The sequence below is a fragment of the Bradyrhizobium sp. USDA 326 genome, assembly GCF_049739485.1.
Lineage (GTDB): Bacteria > Pseudomonadota > Alphaproteobacteria > Rhizobiales > Xanthobacteraceae > Bradyrhizobium.
In genome coordinates, this window is record NZ_JBMGQA010000001.1 from 7399330 (window position 1) to 7414583 (window position 15254).

17 protein-coding genes are annotated in these 15254 nt (G+C 65.1%); 4 read left to right on the top strand and 13 right to left on the bottom strand.

The window, feature by feature from the left end:
- Positions 1-85 precede the first annotated feature (85 nt).
- Positions 86-238 carry a hypothetical protein gene (locus ABIG06_RS35095; protein ID WP_370140295.1) on the top strand — a complete coding sequence of 51 codons (153 nt, stop codon included), beginning with the start codon at positions 86-88 and terminating at the stop codon, positions 236-238.
- A 21-nt stretch (positions 239-259) separates the two neighbouring features.
- Here ABIG06_RS35095 and ABIG06_RS35100 read toward each other — a convergent pair whose 3' ends face one another.
- Genes ABIG06_RS35100 through ABIG06_RS35115 form a run of 4 tightly spaced genes read right to left on the bottom strand, consistent with a single transcriptional unit; the run spans position 260 to position 3105 of the window.
- Entirely contained in the window at positions 260-607 is a 348-nt protein-coding gene (locus ABIG06_RS35100; protein WP_370140296.1) for a hypothetical protein, read from the bottom strand.
- A gap of 55 nt (positions 608-662) precedes the next feature.
- Positions 663-1334, bottom strand: coding sequence for a Fic family protein (locus ABIG06_RS35105; RefSeq protein WP_370140297.1), 672 nt, complete (start codon positions 1332-1334; stop codon positions 663-665).
- Positions 1331-1564, bottom strand: coding sequence for a hypothetical protein (locus tag ABIG06_RS35110; protein ID WP_370140298.1), 234 nt, complete (start codon positions 1562-1564; stop codon positions 1331-1333). The genes ABIG06_RS35105 and ABIG06_RS35110 overlap by 4 nt, the downstream gene beginning before the upstream one ends.
- Before the next feature lie 8 nt (positions 1565-1572).
- Positions 1573-3105, bottom strand: a complete 1533-nt coding sequence (locus ABIG06_RS35115; RefSeq protein ID WP_124157696.1) for an acyl-CoA carboxylase subunit beta — start codon at positions 3103-3105, stop codon at positions 1573-1575.
- Positions 3106-3244: 139 nt separating this feature from the next.
- Between ABIG06_RS35115 and ABIG06_RS35120 the strand changes: the two genes are divergently transcribed.
- Entirely contained in the window at positions 3245-3640 is a 396-nt protein-coding gene (locus tag ABIG06_RS35120; protein WP_370140299.1) for a DUF4260 domain-containing protein, read from the top strand.
- 98 nt (positions 3641-3738) lie between these two features.
- Here the strand turns inward: ABIG06_RS35120 and blaOXA are convergent, their stop codons facing one another.
- The 8 genes from blaOXA to ABIG06_RS35160 form a co-directional block, all read right to left on the bottom strand.
- Positions 3739-4557, bottom strand: coding sequence for a class D beta-lactamase (gene blaOXA, locus ABIG06_RS35125; RefSeq protein ID WP_370140300.1), 819 nt, complete (start codon positions 4555-4557; stop codon positions 3739-3741).
- Between the two features lie 73 nt (positions 4558-4630).
- Positions 4631-4894, bottom strand: coding sequence for an EscU/YscU/HrcU family type III secretion system export apparatus switch protein (locus tag ABIG06_RS35130; protein ID WP_124157693.1), 264 nt, complete (start codon positions 4892-4894; stop codon positions 4631-4633).
- The gene (locus ABIG06_RS35135; protein WP_370140301.1) at positions 4891-6447 is read right to left on the bottom strand and encodes a flagellar hook-length control protein FliK; all 1557 of its coding nucleotides are present in this window, start codon (positions 6445-6447) and stop codon (positions 4891-4893) included. Before ABIG06_RS35135 ends, ABIG06_RS35130 begins: the two co-directional genes overlap by 4 nt.
- Before the next feature lie 51 nt (positions 6448-6498).
- Complete coding sequence (locus tag ABIG06_RS35140; RefSeq protein ID WP_370140302.1) at positions 6499-7293, bottom strand: ATP12 family chaperone protein; 795 nt, start codon at positions 7291-7293, stop codon at positions 6499-6501.
- 134 nt (positions 7294-7427) lie between these two features.
- Complete coding sequence (locus ABIG06_RS35145; RefSeq protein ID WP_124157691.1) at positions 7428-7724, bottom strand: hypothetical protein; 297 nt, start codon at positions 7722-7724, stop codon at positions 7428-7430.
- A gap of 44 nt (positions 7725-7768) precedes the next feature.
- Positions 7769-8983: an RluA family pseudouridine synthase gene (locus ABIG06_RS35150; protein ID WP_370140303.1), complete on the bottom strand. Its 1215-nt coding sequence runs from the start codon at positions 8981-8983 to the stop codon at positions 7769-7771.
- A 52-nt stretch (positions 8984-9035) separates the two neighbouring features.
- On the bottom strand, positions 9036-10373 hold the full coding sequence (locus tag ABIG06_RS35155; protein WP_124157689.1) for a replication-associated recombination protein A: 1338 nt from the start codon (positions 10371-10373) through the stop codon (positions 9036-9038).
- Positions 10370-11776, bottom strand: coding sequence for a DegQ family serine endoprotease (locus ABIG06_RS35160; protein ID WP_199751248.1), 1407 nt, complete (start codon positions 11774-11776; stop codon positions 10370-10372). Before ABIG06_RS35160 ends, ABIG06_RS35155 begins: the two co-directional genes overlap by 4 nt.
- Before the next feature lie 310 nt (positions 11777-12086).
- Here ABIG06_RS35160 and ABIG06_RS35165 point away from each other — a divergent pair, with 310 nt between their 5' ends.
- Positions 12087-13700, top strand: coding sequence for an OprO/OprP family phosphate-selective porin (locus ABIG06_RS35165; RefSeq protein WP_370140304.1), 1614 nt, complete (start codon positions 12087-12089; stop codon positions 13698-13700).
- Positions 13701-13741: 41 nt separating this feature from the next.
- On the opposite strand, the gene ABIG06_RS35170 is transcribed toward ABIG06_RS35165, so the two are convergent.
- A complete protein-coding gene (locus tag ABIG06_RS35170) occupies positions 13742-14119 on the bottom strand; it encodes a winged helix-turn-helix transcriptional regulator (protein WP_124157687.1) in 378 nt (125 codons plus the stop codon).
- A 121-nt stretch (positions 14120-14240) separates the two neighbouring features.
- Here ABIG06_RS35170 and ABIG06_RS35175 point away from each other — a divergent pair, with 121 nt between their 5' ends.
- Positions 14241-15254: a zinc-binding alcohol dehydrogenase family protein gene (locus tag ABIG06_RS35175; protein ID WP_370140305.1), complete on the top strand. Its 1014-nt coding sequence runs from the start codon at positions 14241-14243 to the stop codon at positions 15252-15254.

The window sequence follows — 15254 nt, forward strand, 5'->3', positions numbered from 1 at the left end:
ACACATTCAATCCGGCTCTTGGACTAAAGTCCCCGCCGCCGGAATGAAGCAATTCGCCTGCGATGATTTCCACGAGAGGGTGAACATGGCCCGCATCGAATATCTCAAGCAACAGATCGCCCGCGCCGAGCAGTTGGCAAAAGCCATCCTCGACCAGCAGACTGCCGAGCGGCTTCAAGCCTTCGCCGCAGAATGCCACACGGAATCGTCGGTGCTGACGCTCAAGACGGCCGCGTGAGGCACGCTGGCGCTGGTTGCGTCACACCAGCTTCAAAGGAGCATCGGCGACCAGGCGAAGGTCGATGCGTCCGATCAACGCCGCACGCCGCGCCTCCGCGGCAGTAATGGCGTCATCCGTCTGCCGCAACGTAGAGACATTCGAGCCGAGCGAGACGATCCCGCCCAGCACGAGGGCGATTGATCCGAGCGCGGCGGTCTGACCGAAGCCGAACACACCGAGGATCGTCACCAGCAGCAGCGCCGCCCCGCCAGCAATGGCGATCTTCGACGCCAGGATATACTTCCTGCAGCGCTCTGCGATCTCGGCCAGCGCCTCGATCCGATCTTCGATATCGGAGATTTCGTCGGTCGGATCGTCTTCGGTCATAGGGCTTCGGATCTGGGAGCTTGCTTACGAATAAGGCCAGCGCAAAGGGTTGTTCTTAGCTGGGTAGTTTCCCGCCAACCGATCTATAGAATTCCGCGAGTTGGTTCGCCAACAATGAGGCTAGCAAATCTTCCATTTTCGAGACATCGATCCGGCCACCATCGCGAAAAGCCAAATCGGCCGCATCCAACGCATCAAAATAGGGCCGCCGGTTGTCGACTATTTGATCTGGAATCGTCGGGGTGCCCGGCAAAAGAGTGCCAGCCCGAATTGAAAGCACAACGTACGAGACAATTCGGGAAGTGCGCCCATTCCCATCCGCGAACGGATGAATCCAATTTAGCCGCCACATGACATAAGCAGCTAGATGAATCGGCGTGCTGAGTTCCCAGTGATCATTGACGTAGTCGCACATATCCTCAATGAGTTCTGGGACCAGATGTGCGCCGACAGGCTCATGCTTGCTTCCCTCGATGGCGACGCCACCAGGGCGATAGTTGCCGGCGTAAGAGCTGATGCCCGCCAAGGCTTCCCGTTGCAGACCGAGGATGAGCGAGGGACGGAGTTTGAATGAGCCCCGTTCAAGGGCAGTCTGGATCACGCCAATAGCCGCGTCGTACTGACGGAACCCATTCCGGGCTTCCGCAGCAGCCTTCGCTTGCGGATCTGTAATCAACTCAGGTTCGAGCGCCCGGCTATCACGCCGTTCGGGCTCGTCGCTTGTCACTTCTTTTCCTTGGCCAATTTCTCGGCCTCACGATCCACCATCTCTCGCGTTATGAGCGCATTTTCGAAATGGGTATTGCCATATACGAAGCTGCGCCGCTGCTCCTCCCGGTGTTCCGGGGATGGATTCGCGGTTTTTGCAGCCTCGATGAGTTTCTTGAGAGCGTCGGTCATACCGTCAATATAGTCGAATCGGCTCGACCGCACCACGCCATTTTTCCAGCGGGCCAAGTCCCCCCTCACAACGGCAAATTGTCGTGCTTCTTCGCCGGCATTTCCGTCTTCTTGTCCTTCAGCATCGCCAGCGCCCGGGCGATCCGCTTCCGCGTCGAGTGCGGCATGATGACGTCGTCGATATAGCCGCGCTCGGCGGCGATGAACGGCGACAGGAAGCGGTCTTCGTATTCCTTGGTGCGCGCCGCGATCTTGTCGGGGTCGCCGATGTCGCTGCGGAAGATGATCTCGACCGCGCCCTTGGCGCCCATCACCGCGATCTGGGCGGTCGGCCAGGCATAGTTCATGTCGGCGCCGATCTCCTTGGAGGCCATGACGTCGAAGGCGCCGCCATAGGCCTTGCGGGTGATGATGGTGACGAGCGGCACAGTGCACTGCGAATAGGCGAACAGCAGCTTGGCGCCATGCTTGATCAGGCCGCCATATTCTTGGCTCGTGCCCGGCAGGAAGCCCGGCACGTCGACGAAGGTGACGATCGGGATGTTGAAGGCGTCGCAGAAGCGGACGAAGCGCGCGGCTTTCCGCGAGGCGTCGCTGTCGAGCACGCCGGCCAGCACCATCGGCTGGTTGGCGACGAAGCCGACGGTGCGGCCGGCGATGCGGCCGAAGCCGGTGACGATGTTCTTGGCGAAGGCTTCCGCGATCTCGAAGAAGTCGCCCTCGTCCACGACCTTCAGGATCAGCTCCTTCATGTCGTAGGGCTTGTTCGGATTGTCCGGAATCAGCGTGTCCAGCGACATGTCCACCCGGCCGATGTCGTCGAAGCTCGGCCATTCCGGCACGCCGTCGGTGTTGTTGGACGGCAGGAAGTCGATCAGGCGCCGCATCTGCAGCAGCGTCTCGACGTCGTTCTCGAAGGCGCCGTCCGCGATCGAGGAGCGCGTGGCGTGCACCGAGGCGCCGCCGAGCTCTTCGGCGGTCACGACCTCGTTGGTCACGGTCTTCACGACGTCGGGGCCGGTGACGAACATGTAGCTGGTGTTCTTCACCATGAAGATGAAGTCGGTCATCGCAGGCGAATAGACGTCGCCGCCGGCGCAGGGGCCCATGATGACGGAGATCTGCGGGATCACGCCCGAGGCCAGCACGTTGCGGCGGAACACGTAGGAATAGCCGGCGAGCGCGGCGACGCCTTCCTGGATGCGGGCGCCGCCGGCATCATAGAGGCCGATGATGGGCGCCCTCGCCTTCATCGCCATGTCCTGGAGTTTTGTGATTTTCAGCGCGTGCGTTTCCGAGAGAGAACCGCCGAATACAGTGAAATCCTTGGCGAAGACGAAGGTCTTGCGGCCGTTGACGGTGCCCCAGCCGGTGACGACGCCGTCGCCCGGCACCTTGGTCTTCTCCATCCCGAACTCGGTCGAGCGGTGCTCGACGAACATGTCGAACTCCTCGAACGACCCCTTGTCGAGCAGCAGTTCGATGCGCTCGCGCGCCGTCAGCTTGCCGCGGGCGTGCTGCGCCTCGATGCGCTTCTCCCCGCCGCCGAGTTTTGCGGCGGCGCGACGGTCTTCAAGGGCGTCCAGGATGTGTTTCATTTGCTCCCGCCAGTTCTTAAGTGATGCGGGGTTCTAACACGGCATTTTGCGGGCCGGGAAGCAGCTTTCGGCGGCGCAGGGCTGCCCTGCCGCAGCGTGAAAGCGCAAGGAATTACAGAGCTTTGCCTGGGAGACGAACATGACCGAAGGAACGGGCGCGGCGACAGGCGGCGTCAACATCCTGCTGCGGCTGGAGGGCCTGACCCTGTTCGCAGGGATGGTGATGCTGTACTGGGCCTGGGACGGGTCCTGGCTGGTGTTTGCCCTGCTCTTCTTCGTGCCCGATCTGAGCTTCCTGGCATACCTGTCCGACGCCAGGTTCGGCGCGATGGTCTACAACGCCGCCCACAGCTACATGGCGCCGGTGGCGCTGCTGACGCTGGGCTTCGGCCTCGCCTCGCCCCTCACTTTGTCCATTGCCTTGATCTGGCTCGCCCATATCGGCATCGACCGGGCGCTGGGCTACGGCCTGAAATATTCCGCCGGATTCGGCTTCACGCATCTGGGCATGATCGGCCGGCAGAAGGATGCCTGAAGGGGGGCGCCCACTCGCAATGGCGTTGCTGAGAGAGCTGCGGTCGCTGTGACGAGAACTTCTTTGCGGTCCGTAATAAGGCGCGATCACTGCATCCGTCAGACCGCACCGATCTCGGCAAGACAGGCTTGCGTCAGCGGCATGCGCTCGCCGACCAGACGCGACTCCTTGCAATCCATGTTGAGCGCGAACACGGTGTGCGCCTCACCCTTCTCGGCCCAGCCGACCATCCAGCCGAGCGACGGCTCGCCGCGCTCGGCCCCGAGCAGGCCGGACTTGGCGCGGATGATGCTGTCGCCCACTTTGCTCACCGGCAGGATGTCGGCGACGAGGTCCTGGCTGCGCTTTGAGATCGGCAGCACGCGGCGGCGCAGCCGGTCGACGAAATCGACCTGCTCGACCGGATCGATGCGCAGGGCGCCGGTGAGCCAGAACTGGTCGATGCCGCCGCCGATGTCGCGATTGCCGTAGTCGAACTCGTCGACATATTTTTGCATGCGCTCCTGGCCAATGCGCCGTGCAATCTCCTGAAAGACCGGCACCGCGCTGACCGCGATGGCGCTGCGCAGCGTGTGATCCTTATTCCAGGCCTCGATCGGACGCTTGACGCCATCCCAGGGAAACACGTCCTTGTCGGGGTCAGCGACCACGCCGGTCTCCAGCGCGATCAGCGCGTTCGGAATCTTGAAGGTCGAGGCCGGCAGCTTGCCCTCACCCGAGCGCTCCTTGTCACTGGCGACGATCAGATAGTCCTCGACCTTGTAGCCGACGAAAGTGCCTGACGTGCCGAGATCGGTGAAGCGCTTTGCAAGACTCTCACGGATTTCATTGCGCGGCGGCGCGACGTGGGCGCGCGCGCGGGATGGCAGGACCGCGGCTGCGGCGAGAAGACCGAGGGTGGAACGACGGGTCAGCAAGAGCGATATCCGTGACTGTGAGAAGCCGCGCGACCATGCAGCCGCTACGTGGTGAAACGATGACAGGTTATTCTTACCGCCCCCGGCCCGACAGCCGCAGAACGAACACCAGCACCTCGGCGACGGCCTTGTAGAGATCGGGCGGGATCTCCTCGCCAAGCTCGACCTTGGACAGCGCGCCGGCCAGGACCTCGTTCTCCTCGATCGGGATGTCGTGGGCCTTGGCGATCTCGACGATCTTATCGCCGATCGTGCCCCTGCCCTTGGCGACGACGACAGGCGCGTTGGTGCCCTTCTCGTAATGCAGCGCGATCGCGAGCTTGGATGGATCGCTCATGTCGCACGATCCAGGAAGTGCCCGGCGCGAACAGGCGCCGGTTGCGGCGGCGTGCCGTCGCGGACCACGATGTCGCCGGGCTTGAGCTCGGCCCTCGTCAATGCCTGGCTGAGCTCACCGACGCCGGTACGAAGCTGCTGCGCCGTCGCCGGCCGCTCCGCCCACATCCGCACGAAGGTCGTGTCGCCGTTCAGCGTGATCAGCGCATGCACGGGTCCGGCCGGCTCCACATCAAGAGAGAAGCGCGCGCGCCAGGCGCGCTGGGCGGGATCGACGGACTCGTTGCCGCCATCGCGCGATATCTCAAACTGCGCCATCGCAGTGCCCTGCGGGGTCGCGAACGGAATCTCGAAACTCCACTGCGGCACGGCCGGATCGATGCGGTGCCCGCTGGCATCGGCGCGATCGGGCAGCGACGCAATTTGCAGCAGCGTCTGCCGCGCGAGCGCCGCGTCGGTATCGTCGAGCAGGCGATGCACGGTGGCTGCGAGCGGCGTGTCCGGCGCGAGCGATGGCGCGGCGATGGACTGCGGCGCCGGCAGCGCACCGCGGAATGGCGGGGGCGTCGCGTGTGCAGCGGCTTCGAAGCCATGGCCATCCGGCACGGCCTTGTTGGACCCTGGCACGTTGCCGGTCAGGCGCGGCAGGTCTTGCGTGACCTCTTGCAGCAGGCTCGCGGCAAGGCCAGCGGACATGATCCGCGACGTCGCCGCGCCGCCGGCGAGATCGGCTGGCACGGCACCCGCGGGATTGACGCTGCGCGGCGTTTGCGGCTGTTGCGCGGTTGATGGCGATCCCGCCTGCGCCGCCCCACCTGCTGCCGGAGCCGGCGAGGCGCCTTGCGTCGGTGGCACGTCCCTCTCAATCGTAGCCAGTGCCTGGCGCAGCACCAGCAGCGCCGCCTTCAAATCGGGCATTGCGCGGGACGACGGCGGCGCGCCTGCCGCAAGCGAAGCCTCGAGGAACAGCCCTGATTTCTGGAAGGCGGATTCAATATCGCCGCCGGCAAGCCCGGTACTGAGCGGGGTCTGCTGCGCCAGCACGTCCAGCACCGCCTGCTTCAAGCCGGCGGGCAGATTGCTGCCGGTGACGACGGCGGCCAGATTGGCAAACAGCGGCGCCTGGCTGCCCTGCCTGGTGACGGCCTCGGCCGAAGCCACCGTGACGGCGACTTGCTCTGGAGGTGTCAGCGTGCTGCGCGCGGCGCCCGCCGACGGCGCAAGCGGCGGGCTCTCCACCAGCGAGGCCGCACGCGGCGTCAGCGTGACCACGTCGGCGGCCGCCTCGCCTGCCCCGCCCACGACGGCAAGGCGGATGGCGCCGTCGTTCTGAGACACCGCCAGCTGGAGATTTTGTCCGGGCGACAGCGCGACTTCCGACATCACGTCGAGCGATAGATTTGCGATCGCGATCCGCACCAGATTGTCCGCGAGGACGCTGACGACCCTGGCATCGACGACACTGCCGGCTTGAAGCACAAGATCGGGTGTCGCCGCATCAGCCAAGGGGCCGGCGGCGCTACCGGGAGCAATGGAAGTGACCGGCGTCGGCATCTCAGCGGCCTCAGGGAGCGGCTACCGTAACGCTGTGCCGTAAACCTCTCGTTAAGAACCTGTGGTTGCGGCAGGCTTTGCGGCCGCCAGCACAGCGACGGCGGCCTCGAAATCCCTGAGGCGGATGGCCCGGCGGCTGGCTGCCTCCTCGTCCACGCCCCATTGCTCGGCGTTCCAGTCTTCATCGACATGGGCGGCGGCCCAGACCTGGCCGGCGTCCCGCGCGCCATGGGCGAGTGCCAGCGCCAGCAGCGCCGAGCCGGTCAGGGTCGTCACCACGTGGAGGGCGGCGACCGACCAGGCATCCTGCGGCAGCGCCTCGCGCGCCGCCCGAAGCGCTTCGTCCGGCTGCTTCACATGCATGATGCCCTCGGACAGGATGAAATGCGCTCCCAGCGTCTCCGCCGCCCAGAACAGCACGGGATCCCAATGCGCGGCCTCGCGGGCGACCAGTCCCTCAGGATGGCCGGCACGATAGAACAGCAGGTCGGACTCGAAATATTTGGCGAGGTCGTCGCTGACGAGCTCGACGCGATCGACGACACCTTCCACCACGCTGTTGGCGATCCGCGTCAGCGGCATGCTCATGGGGTCGATCGTCTCGCCCTGGGCCGCCCATTCCGCGGCCACCGCATCGGCGAGTTCGCGCGAAGGGATCACCACCTGGCGGCCGGACGGCGTGCGGATCGGCTTCCCGTCAAGCGCAATGGCATACCCGCCCTCGGCCTCGCTCACGCCCGCCTCCTTGTAGAAGCGCTTACGCTGGGGCGGGCGCGCCGACTGGCGTGCCGCCGCGCGCGGATCGGGCGGGCTTTGCCCCGCAGCTTCATCGAACAATTCGCGCATGTCGTTTTTCGGTCCCTACCGCTGAATGCCAAGCTTTTACGATATGACCGGCGGCCGATAAAGCGAGCGGCGGGCATGAGGGAACTTGGCGGGCGTTGCGGCCCTGTTCGCCGGGTCTGGCCGCTAGATCGACCCTAGTTCGCGCATCTGAGCGCATAGGTGCCGCGGTGAGCGGGGCTCAGCCCCGCGCCAGCGGCATCCTCGAGGCACTTCGAAAAGCGATCGCCGAACGAATTACGCGGAAGCGGCCGGTAATTGTAGCTCGGCGGCGCATCGATCCGCGGCATCTTCGGCACGTCGAGCTTCGGCGGCGGTGGCGGCGAAGGCGGCGGAACGACCTGCGAGGGGCCCGGCAGCACAATTTGTGCCAGTGCCCCCTGCCCCATGAGCAACGCGGTCAAAACCATCAGACAGATCGAGAGCCGTTTCATGGGCGATATGTTGTGCTCCGATCGCCCCGTTCAACCTGACTTAACTATTCTTCAGGCGCGTTCTCGATCGGATCAAACCTGGTTGCATCTAGCCCGAGCAAGTTCCACGACTGCTGCATATGTGGCGGCAGCGGCGCGGTGGCGTCGATCACGCCGCCGCGCGGATGCGGGATGACGATGCGGCGTGCCAAGAGATGCAGCCGGTTTTGCAAGCCGCCCGGCAGCTGCCAGTTCTCGATGTTGAAATATTTGGGATCGCCGACGATCGGATGGCCGATATGAGCCATGTGGGCGCGCAGCTGGTGGGTGCGGCCCGTCACCGGCTTCAGCGACACCCAGGTCAGCTTGTTGCCCGCGGTCTCGACCACCGCATAATAGGTCACGGCGTGGCTCGCGCCCTCATCGCCATGCTGGGCGATGCGCATGATGGTGTCGTCCTCACCCTCCTCTTTCGCCAGAAAGGTCGAGATGCGGCCCTGCTTGGGCTTCGGCAGGCCCGGTACCAGAGCCCAATACACCTTTCGCGCGGACCGCGAGCGGAATGCGCCGGTCAGGTGCGAGGCGGCGAAGCGCGTCTTGGCGATCAGGAGACAGCCCGACGTCTCCCTGTCGATGCGGTGCACGAGGCGCGGCTTCTGGCCCTTCGCGTCGCGCATCACCTCCAGCATCTGGTCGACGTGCCGCGTCATGCCCGACCCGCCCTGCACGGCAAGGCCGGCCGGCTTGTTCAGGACGAGAACATCGTCGTCCTCGTAGATCGTCATCTCCTGCAGCGCCTTGAGCGTTTTTTGCGCAGCGTCCGAGAGCTCCCCGACGACCTTCGGTGCGTCGAGCTTCAGCGGAGGAATGCGGACGCTCTGACCCTCCTCCAGGCGGTCCTTGCTGTCGACGCGCTTGCCGTCGACGCGCAGCTCGCCTTTGCGGACGACGCGCTGGATATGGGAGAACGACAGGCCGGGAAAGCGCGCCTCGAGGAATCGGTCGACGCGCATGTTGTTCTCGTCGGCCGTCACGGTGACGGTCTGCACCTTGGTCGGCAGAAATGCCTCGACCGGCTTTGCAGGTGCGGCCCTATCCGGCTCAGCCTTGGGCGCGCGCCGCTCGGCGCGCTCGCCCGCAAAGCGCGGTGGCTTGCCGCCCGGCTTGCCTCCTGGGCGCGGTCCTGATTTCTTGGCGCCACGTGCCTTGAACGGGTGCGCCTCCTTGCGCTCGTCACGCGAACGGGGCTTCGGATCGGTTCTTTTGATGCGGCGGCTCATGGCTGCCTGCGTACCCTAAAAGCCGGCTGTCGTCACGGCGAAATGGCCGCATCTAGCCCGTCCCACCCCGCTCCTTGCGCAGCTTGGCCCAGTAATCCAGCCGCTTCCGGATCTCCCGCTCGAAGCCGCGTTCGGGCGGGTCGTAGAAGGTCTGGCGGCCCAGGGCTTCCGGGAAGTAGTCCTGGCCCGAGAAGGCGTCGGGAGCGTCGTGATCGTATTCGTAAGCTGCGCCGTAGCCTTCCGACTTCATCAGCTTGGTCGGGGAATTGAGGATGTGTTTCGGCGGCAGCAGCGAGCCGGCCTGCTTGGCGACCTGCATCGCCGTGCCGAAGGCGGTGTAGACCGCGTTCGATTTCGGCGCGGTGGCGAGATAGACGACGGCCTGCGCGATGGCGAGTTCGCCTTCGGGGTGGCCGAGGAAGTCGAAAGCATCCTTGGCGGCATTGGCGATGACGAGCGCCTGCGGATCCGCAAGCCCGATGTCCTCAACCGCCATGCGCACGACGCGGCGGGCCAGGAACAGCGGGTCCTCGCCGGCATCGAGCATGCGGGCGAGGTAATACAGCGCCGCATCGGGATCGGAGCCGCGCACCGACTTATGCAGCGCGGAGATCAGGTTGTAATGGCCATCGGCCGACTTGTCGTAGATCGGCGCGCGGCGCTGCAGGATGTCCTGCAACTGCGCGGCATTGAAAATCTCGTCCGCCCGCGCCGAACGCCAGACCTCTTCGGCAAGCGTCAGCGACGCACGGCCGTCGCCGTCGGCCATGCGCACCAGCACCGCGCGCGCCTCCGCATCAAGCGGCAGCTTGCGGCCCTCGACTGCCTCGGCATGCGCGAACAGCTTTTCGATCGCGGCGGCATCGAGCGAACGAAACACCAGCACGCGGGCGCGGGACAGGAGCGCCGCGTTGAGCTCGAAGGACGGGTTCTCGGTGGTGGCGCCGACCATCACCACGGTGCCGTCCTCCATGACGGGCAGAAAGGAATCCTGCTGGGCGCGGTTGAAACGATGCACCTCGTCGACGAACAGCAGCGTGCCCTTGCCCATCTCGCGGCGGGCGCGCGCGGCATCGAAAGCCTTCTTCAAATCGGCGACGCCGGAGAACACGGCCGAAATCTGCTCGAAATGCAGATCCGTCGCGTCCGCCAGCAGCCGTGCCACCGTGGTCTTGCCGGTGCCCGGCGGGCCCCAGAACACCAGCGAGCCTAGCGTGCGCGTCTCCAGCATGCGCGTCAGCGCACCGTCGGGGCCGAGGATATGGTCCTGGCCGACGACCTCCGAGAGCGCGCGCGGACGCAGCCGGTCCGGCAGCGGATGCGGCGCCTCGTGGTCGAGCCCCGCCGCGGCAAAGAGAGTCGGCGTCTGCTGTGGTCGCTTCGGACTCATCCGCCCAACGTGACGTTGATCTGCTGGCCGCCGCGCACCAACGTGATGCGCCAAATCCGCGGCCGCTCGCTTGCGGCCTTCTCGAGGTCGCCGGTCTTGCTGATCTTCTGGTTGTTGACGGCCAGGATGATGTCGCCTTTCTGGAAGCCGACGCTCGCGGCTGCGGTATCGCCGCCGACATTGGTGATGACGACGCCTTCGGCGTCGGCGTCCAGATGCAGCTCGTCAGCGACGGCCGGCGTGATGGTCGAGACCTTCGCGCCCTGGAACGGCGAGCGCGCGGTGACGACGAGCTCGTTGCGGCCGATGTCGGGCGCGGTCTCCAGCGCCACGGTCAGCTTGAGCGGCCTTGTGCCGCGCTGCACGTCGATCTGCGCGGTGCCGCCGAGCGGACGGGTCGCAAAACGGTAGTCGAAGGCGTTGGGATCGTCCACGGTCTGGCCGTCGATCCCGGTGATGAGGTCGGAGGATTTCAGTCCGGCCTTCGCTGCGGGGCCATTGGGCACCACGCTTGCGACCAACGCACCGGTCGGCGAGCGCAGGCCGAGGCTCTCCGCGATGTCGGGCGTCACCGCCTGCAACTTTGCTCCCAGCCACGGCCGCTTCACCGCCTTGCCACCGCTCTTGGCGGAGGCGACCACGACGCGCACCATGTTGGCGGGAATCGCAAAGCCGATGCCTTGCGAGCCGCCGGAGCGCGAATAGATCGCGGTGTTGATGCCGGCGAGCTTGCCGCTCATGTCGACCAGCGCGCCGCCGGAATTGCCGGGATTGATCGGCGCATCGGTCTGGATGAAGAACTGGTAGTCGGTGATGCCGACTTGCGTGCGCGCCAGCGCCGAGATGATGCCGTGCGTCACGGTCTGGCCGACACCGAAGGGATTGCCGATCGCCAGCACGACGTCGCCGACCAATAGCTCATCGGAATTCGTGAAATCGAGCGTCGGAAATTTTTCCTTGGCGTCTTTCAGGCGCAGCACGGCGAGATCGGTACGCGAATCCTTCAGTAGGATCTCGGCCTCGAACTCGCGCTTGTCCGACAGCGATACTTTCACTTGGTCCGCGCCCTCGATGACGTGGACGTTGGTGACGACGAGACCGGAGGCATCGACGATGACCCCGGAGCCGAGCGAACGCTGCATCTGCTCGGGCTGCTGACCCGGCACGCCGAAGAAGCGGCGGAAGATCGGGTCGTCCAGCAGCGGATTGCGATTCTGCACCACCTTGGCGGCATAGACGTTGACGACCGCGGGCTGCACCCGTTGCACGATCGGCGCATAGGACAGCCGCAGTTCGGCCGGCGACGACGGGACGCGGCGGTCCTGCGCTGAGGCCGGATTGAAATGGGCCGAAAAGGCTATGCACAAAGCCGTGACGACGGCGGTCCAGGTCGATCGAAACATTCCTACCTCTTGGAAAAGACGCCGGAATATAGGCGCGTTCGCCCCTCAATAGAAGGGCGCGGGGCGGCAATATTCGGTCTCCTTCCGGTGTCTCCCGAATGCATGCCCGGCGTGCGATTCGGCAATCTGCCGGAGCGATGGATTGGCATGATGCGCGTCATCCAGCATTGTGGAGTGACGCGGATTCGGTTGCGGCGAATTTGCACCAGTGGGAACCGCGCAACCGGACGCAGCGTCGCGGGGCAGTCATCGATCACACCTAGGCTCCGCAAACAAGTTGGGGAAGTTCGTCAAACGATGGAGTCGTGACGTGAGCAGGACAAGACTTGCAGCAACAGCGATTGGTCTCGCCGGTGCGCTGGCGGCCTCGCAGGCCCAGGCACAATCGGCAAGCAGCAGCGAGCAGGAGATCGCACTGCTGAAGCAGCAGTTGAAGATGCTGGAGCAGAAGCTCGACAAGCTCCAGAGTCAGACCGCGGCGAACACTGCGGCCACAGCGAAAGCCCGGGCCGAGGCGAAGGCGGAGGCCAAGGCCGAGGCGCGTTCGGAGGCAAAGGCCGTCGTTGCCAACGCCAATGCGGCGATCCCCGTCAAGGGACCGGCCCCGGCATCCGGCGTCGTCGTGACGATGCCGAACAATCGCCCGACGATCTGCACCGCCGACCAGGCCAACTGCGTTGCCATCACCAGCCGCCTGCATTGGGATGTCGGCGGCTATGACTATCGTCCCAATACCGCGGCCACTGTGCCGCAGAAGCTCGACAGCGGCCAGAACGTCCGTCGCGCGCGCATCGGCGTCGCCGGCAAGTTCTTCAACGACTGGAACTTCGCGCTCGTCTACGATTTCGGCGGCTCGTCCGACGGATTTGGCGGCGCCGCGCCAGGATCGCTGCCGGGCGGCGGCGTCTCCGGCGTCGAGAACGCGTATATCAGCTACACCGGCTTGAAGCCGTTCGGCGGCAAGATGGCGATCGAGGCCGGCATCATGGATCTGCCATACACGCTCGACGAAGCGACGAGCTCAAACGACATCATGTTCATGGAGCGCGCCTCGCCCGGTGTAATCGCGACCAACATCGGCGCCGGCGATTTCCGCTCTGCAGCCGGTGCGCGCTGGTTCAACGACCAGCTCTGGATCGGCGGCTATGTCACGGGGCCCTCGACCGGCGCGATCCATTCCGCCTCGAGCGCTTCGCCGCCGGGTACGAGCGAGCAATATGGCGCCGTGGCCCGCGTGGCCGGCAATCCCATCAGCGGCAAGGACTACTCGGTACATATCGGCGCGGACGCGCAATGGCTGATCCAGCCGCCGCGCAATCTGATCGCCAATACGCAGACGCTCGCGCTCAGCGATCGACCGGAATTGCGTCTCGATCCGACCACCCTGATCTCGACCGGCGCCATCGCCAATGTCTCGGGGGCGCAGGTCTACAGCGTCGAAGCGGCGGCGACCTACGGGCCGTTCATCGTCCAGGGCGAGTACTTCTGGTACAACGTCGATCGCACCGCCAACACCGGCGTGCCGCTGGTCGGTGCACCGAGCCTGAAATTCCAGGGCGGCTATGCGCAGGCCGGCTACGTGCTGACGGGCGAAGGCCGGACCTACAATCCCGCGGCAGCGGCCTATCAAGGCGTCAAGCCGGCGCATCCGTTCTCGCTCGACGGCGGCGGCTGGGGTGCGTGGGAAATCGCGGGGCGCTTCTCGACGATTGACCTCAACGATCAGCTCGCGACCGCGACCGGTGTCGCCGGTGGCCGGCAGACGGTCTACACCCTCGCGCTCAACTGGTACGTCAACGGCAATGTCCGCTTCATGCTGGACTATCTGCACGGCACGGTGTCGCGACAGGCCTCGCCGATCTCGACCGCCGACGTCGGCTCGAAGTTCGATGCAGTCGCGATGCGCACACAGTTCGCGTTCTGACGCTCACCTTTCCGGGAGCGGTACGATCCGCTCCCGGAAACTCACGCCGCGCGCTTCGGCTTGCTCTCTACCACCGGCGGAGGCGCGCAGGACAGCCGCTCCTGATGGCTCTCGCCCCAGGCTTTCAGGATATCGATGACCGGCTTGAGGCTCTCGCCAAGCTCGGACAGGCAATACTCCACGCGCGGCGGCACCTCGGCATAGACCTTGCGGATGACCAGCTTGTCCTCCTCCAGCGCGCGTAGCTGTTTCGTGAGCATGCGCTGGGTGATGCCGGGCATCCGGCGGCGCAGTTCGCCGAAACGCTGGGTGCCGCTCTGGAGGTGGTAAAGGATCACGCCCTTCCATTTGCCGTCGATCAGGTCCAGCGTCGCCTCGACCGAGCAGCCGGGACGACGGGCAAAATTGCGCCGCTTCATGCGTGTTTTCCCAATAGTATCCAAACAGGGACTATATCCCCGAATTTACAGTACTTGCCAATTTGAAGCCAGGGCGACAGTTAGAGCGGCAGGCGAACAGCCCATCTGATGGAGACAAGCCATGAAGGCCGTCGGCTACAAAAAATCGCTTCCGATCGAGGATGCGGATTCACTGATCGATTTCGAGACCGCCAAACCCGAGCCCAAGGGGCGCGACATCCGCGTCGCCGTGAAGGCGATCTCGGCCAATCCGGTCGATTACAAGGTGCGCAAGCGCGCAGCTCCGCCCGAGGGCGAGACGAAGATCCTCGGCTATGACGCGGCCGGCGTGGTCGATGCCGTCGGCCCCGACGTGACGCTCTTCAAACCGGGCGACCAAGTGTTCTACGCCGGCTCGATCCTGCGCCAGGGCACCAACGCCGAGTTCCACCTGGTCGACGAGCGCATCGTCGGCAACAAGCCGAAGAGCCTGTCGTTCGCGCAAGGAGCCGCCCTTCCCCTCACTTCCATCACCGCCTGGGAATTGCTGTTCGACCGGCTCGGCGCGGTCCCCGGCAAGAGCGTCGATCCACGCACGCTCTTGATCACGGGCGGCGCCGGCGGCGTCGGCTCGATCCTGATCCAACTTGCCCGCCGGCTCACCGGGCTGACGGTACTTGCCACCGCGACGCGGCCGGAGTCGCAGAAATGGTGCCTCGATCTCGGCGCCCATGCGGTGATCGACCACGGCAAGCCGATGAAGGAGCAGATCGAGAAGCTGAAGCTGCCCCCAGTCGCACTGGTGGCGAGCCTGACCTTCACCGAGCAGCACTACAAGGCGATTGCGGAGTTCATGGCCCCGCAGGGAAGATTCGGCCTGATCGACGATCCCCCGGAATTTGCCATGAGCACGTTCAAGGGCAAGGCCATCTCGGTGCACTGGGAATCGATGTTCACGCGCTCCTCGTTCCAGACGCCAGACATGATCGCGCAGCATCATCTGCTCAATGATGTCGCCGACCTCATCGACAAGGGCGTGCTGCGCACCACGCTCGACCAGACCTTCGGCACGATCAACGCAGCCAACCTCAAGCGCGCCCATGCGCTGCTCGAGAGCGGCAAGTCGCGCGGCAAGATCGTGCTGGAGGGGTGGTAG

What these genes read in the sequence shown, in the direction of transcription:
- ABIG06_RS35145 (WP_124157691.1), bottom strand. Translation starts at nt 7,724, where the DNA reads ATGAAACGGCTCTCGATCTGTCTGATGGTTTTGACCGCGTTGCTCATG.
- ABIG06_RS35100 (WP_370140296.1), bottom strand. Translation starts at nt 607, where the DNA reads ATGACCGAAGACGATCCGACCGACGAAATCTCCGATATCGAAGATCGG.
- ABIG06_RS35160 (WP_199751248.1), bottom strand. Translation starts at nt 11,776, where the DNA reads ATGTTTCGATCGACCTGGACCGCCGTCGTCACGGCTTTGTGCATAGCC.
- ABIG06_RS35095 (WP_370140295.1), top strand. Translation starts at nt 86, where the DNA reads ATGGCCCGCATCGAATATCTCAAGCAACAGATCGCCCGCGCCGAGCAG.
- ABIG06_RS35140 (WP_370140302.1), bottom strand. Translation starts at nt 7,293, where the DNA reads ATGCGCGAATTGTTCGATGAAGCTGCGGGGCAAAGCCCGCCCGATCCG.
- ABIG06_RS35130 (WP_124157693.1), bottom strand. Translation starts at nt 4,894, where the DNA reads ATGAGCGATCCATCCAAGCTCGCGATCGCGCTGCATTACGAGAAGGGC.
- ABIG06_RS35150 (WP_370140303.1), bottom strand. Translation starts at nt 8,983, where the DNA reads ATGAGCCGCCGCATCAAAAGAACCGATCCGAAGCCCCGTTCGCGTGAC.
- ABIG06_RS35175 (WP_370140305.1), top strand. Translation starts at nt 14,241, where the DNA reads ATGAAGGCCGTCGGCTACAAAAAATCGCTTCCGATCGAGGATGCGGAT.
- ABIG06_RS35115 (WP_124157696.1), bottom strand. Translation starts at nt 3,105, where the DNA reads ATGAAACACATCCTGGACGCCCTTGAAGACCGTCGCGCCGCCGCAAAA.
- ABIG06_RS35170 (WP_124157687.1), bottom strand. Translation starts at nt 14,119, where the DNA reads ATGAAGCGGCGCAATTTTGCCCGTCGTCCCGGCTGCTCGGTCGAGGCG.
- ABIG06_RS35155 (WP_124157689.1), bottom strand. Translation starts at nt 10,373, where the DNA reads ATGAGTCCGAAGCGACCACAGCAGACGCCGACTCTCTTTGCCGCGGCG.
- ABIG06_RS35120 (WP_370140299.1), top strand. Translation starts at nt 3,245, where the DNA reads ATGACCGAAGGAACGGGCGCGGCGACAGGCGGCGTCAACATCCTGCTG.
- ABIG06_RS35135 (WP_370140301.1), bottom strand. Translation starts at nt 6,447, where the DNA reads ATGCCGACGCCGGTCACTTCCATTGCTCCCGGTAGCGCCGCCGGCCCC.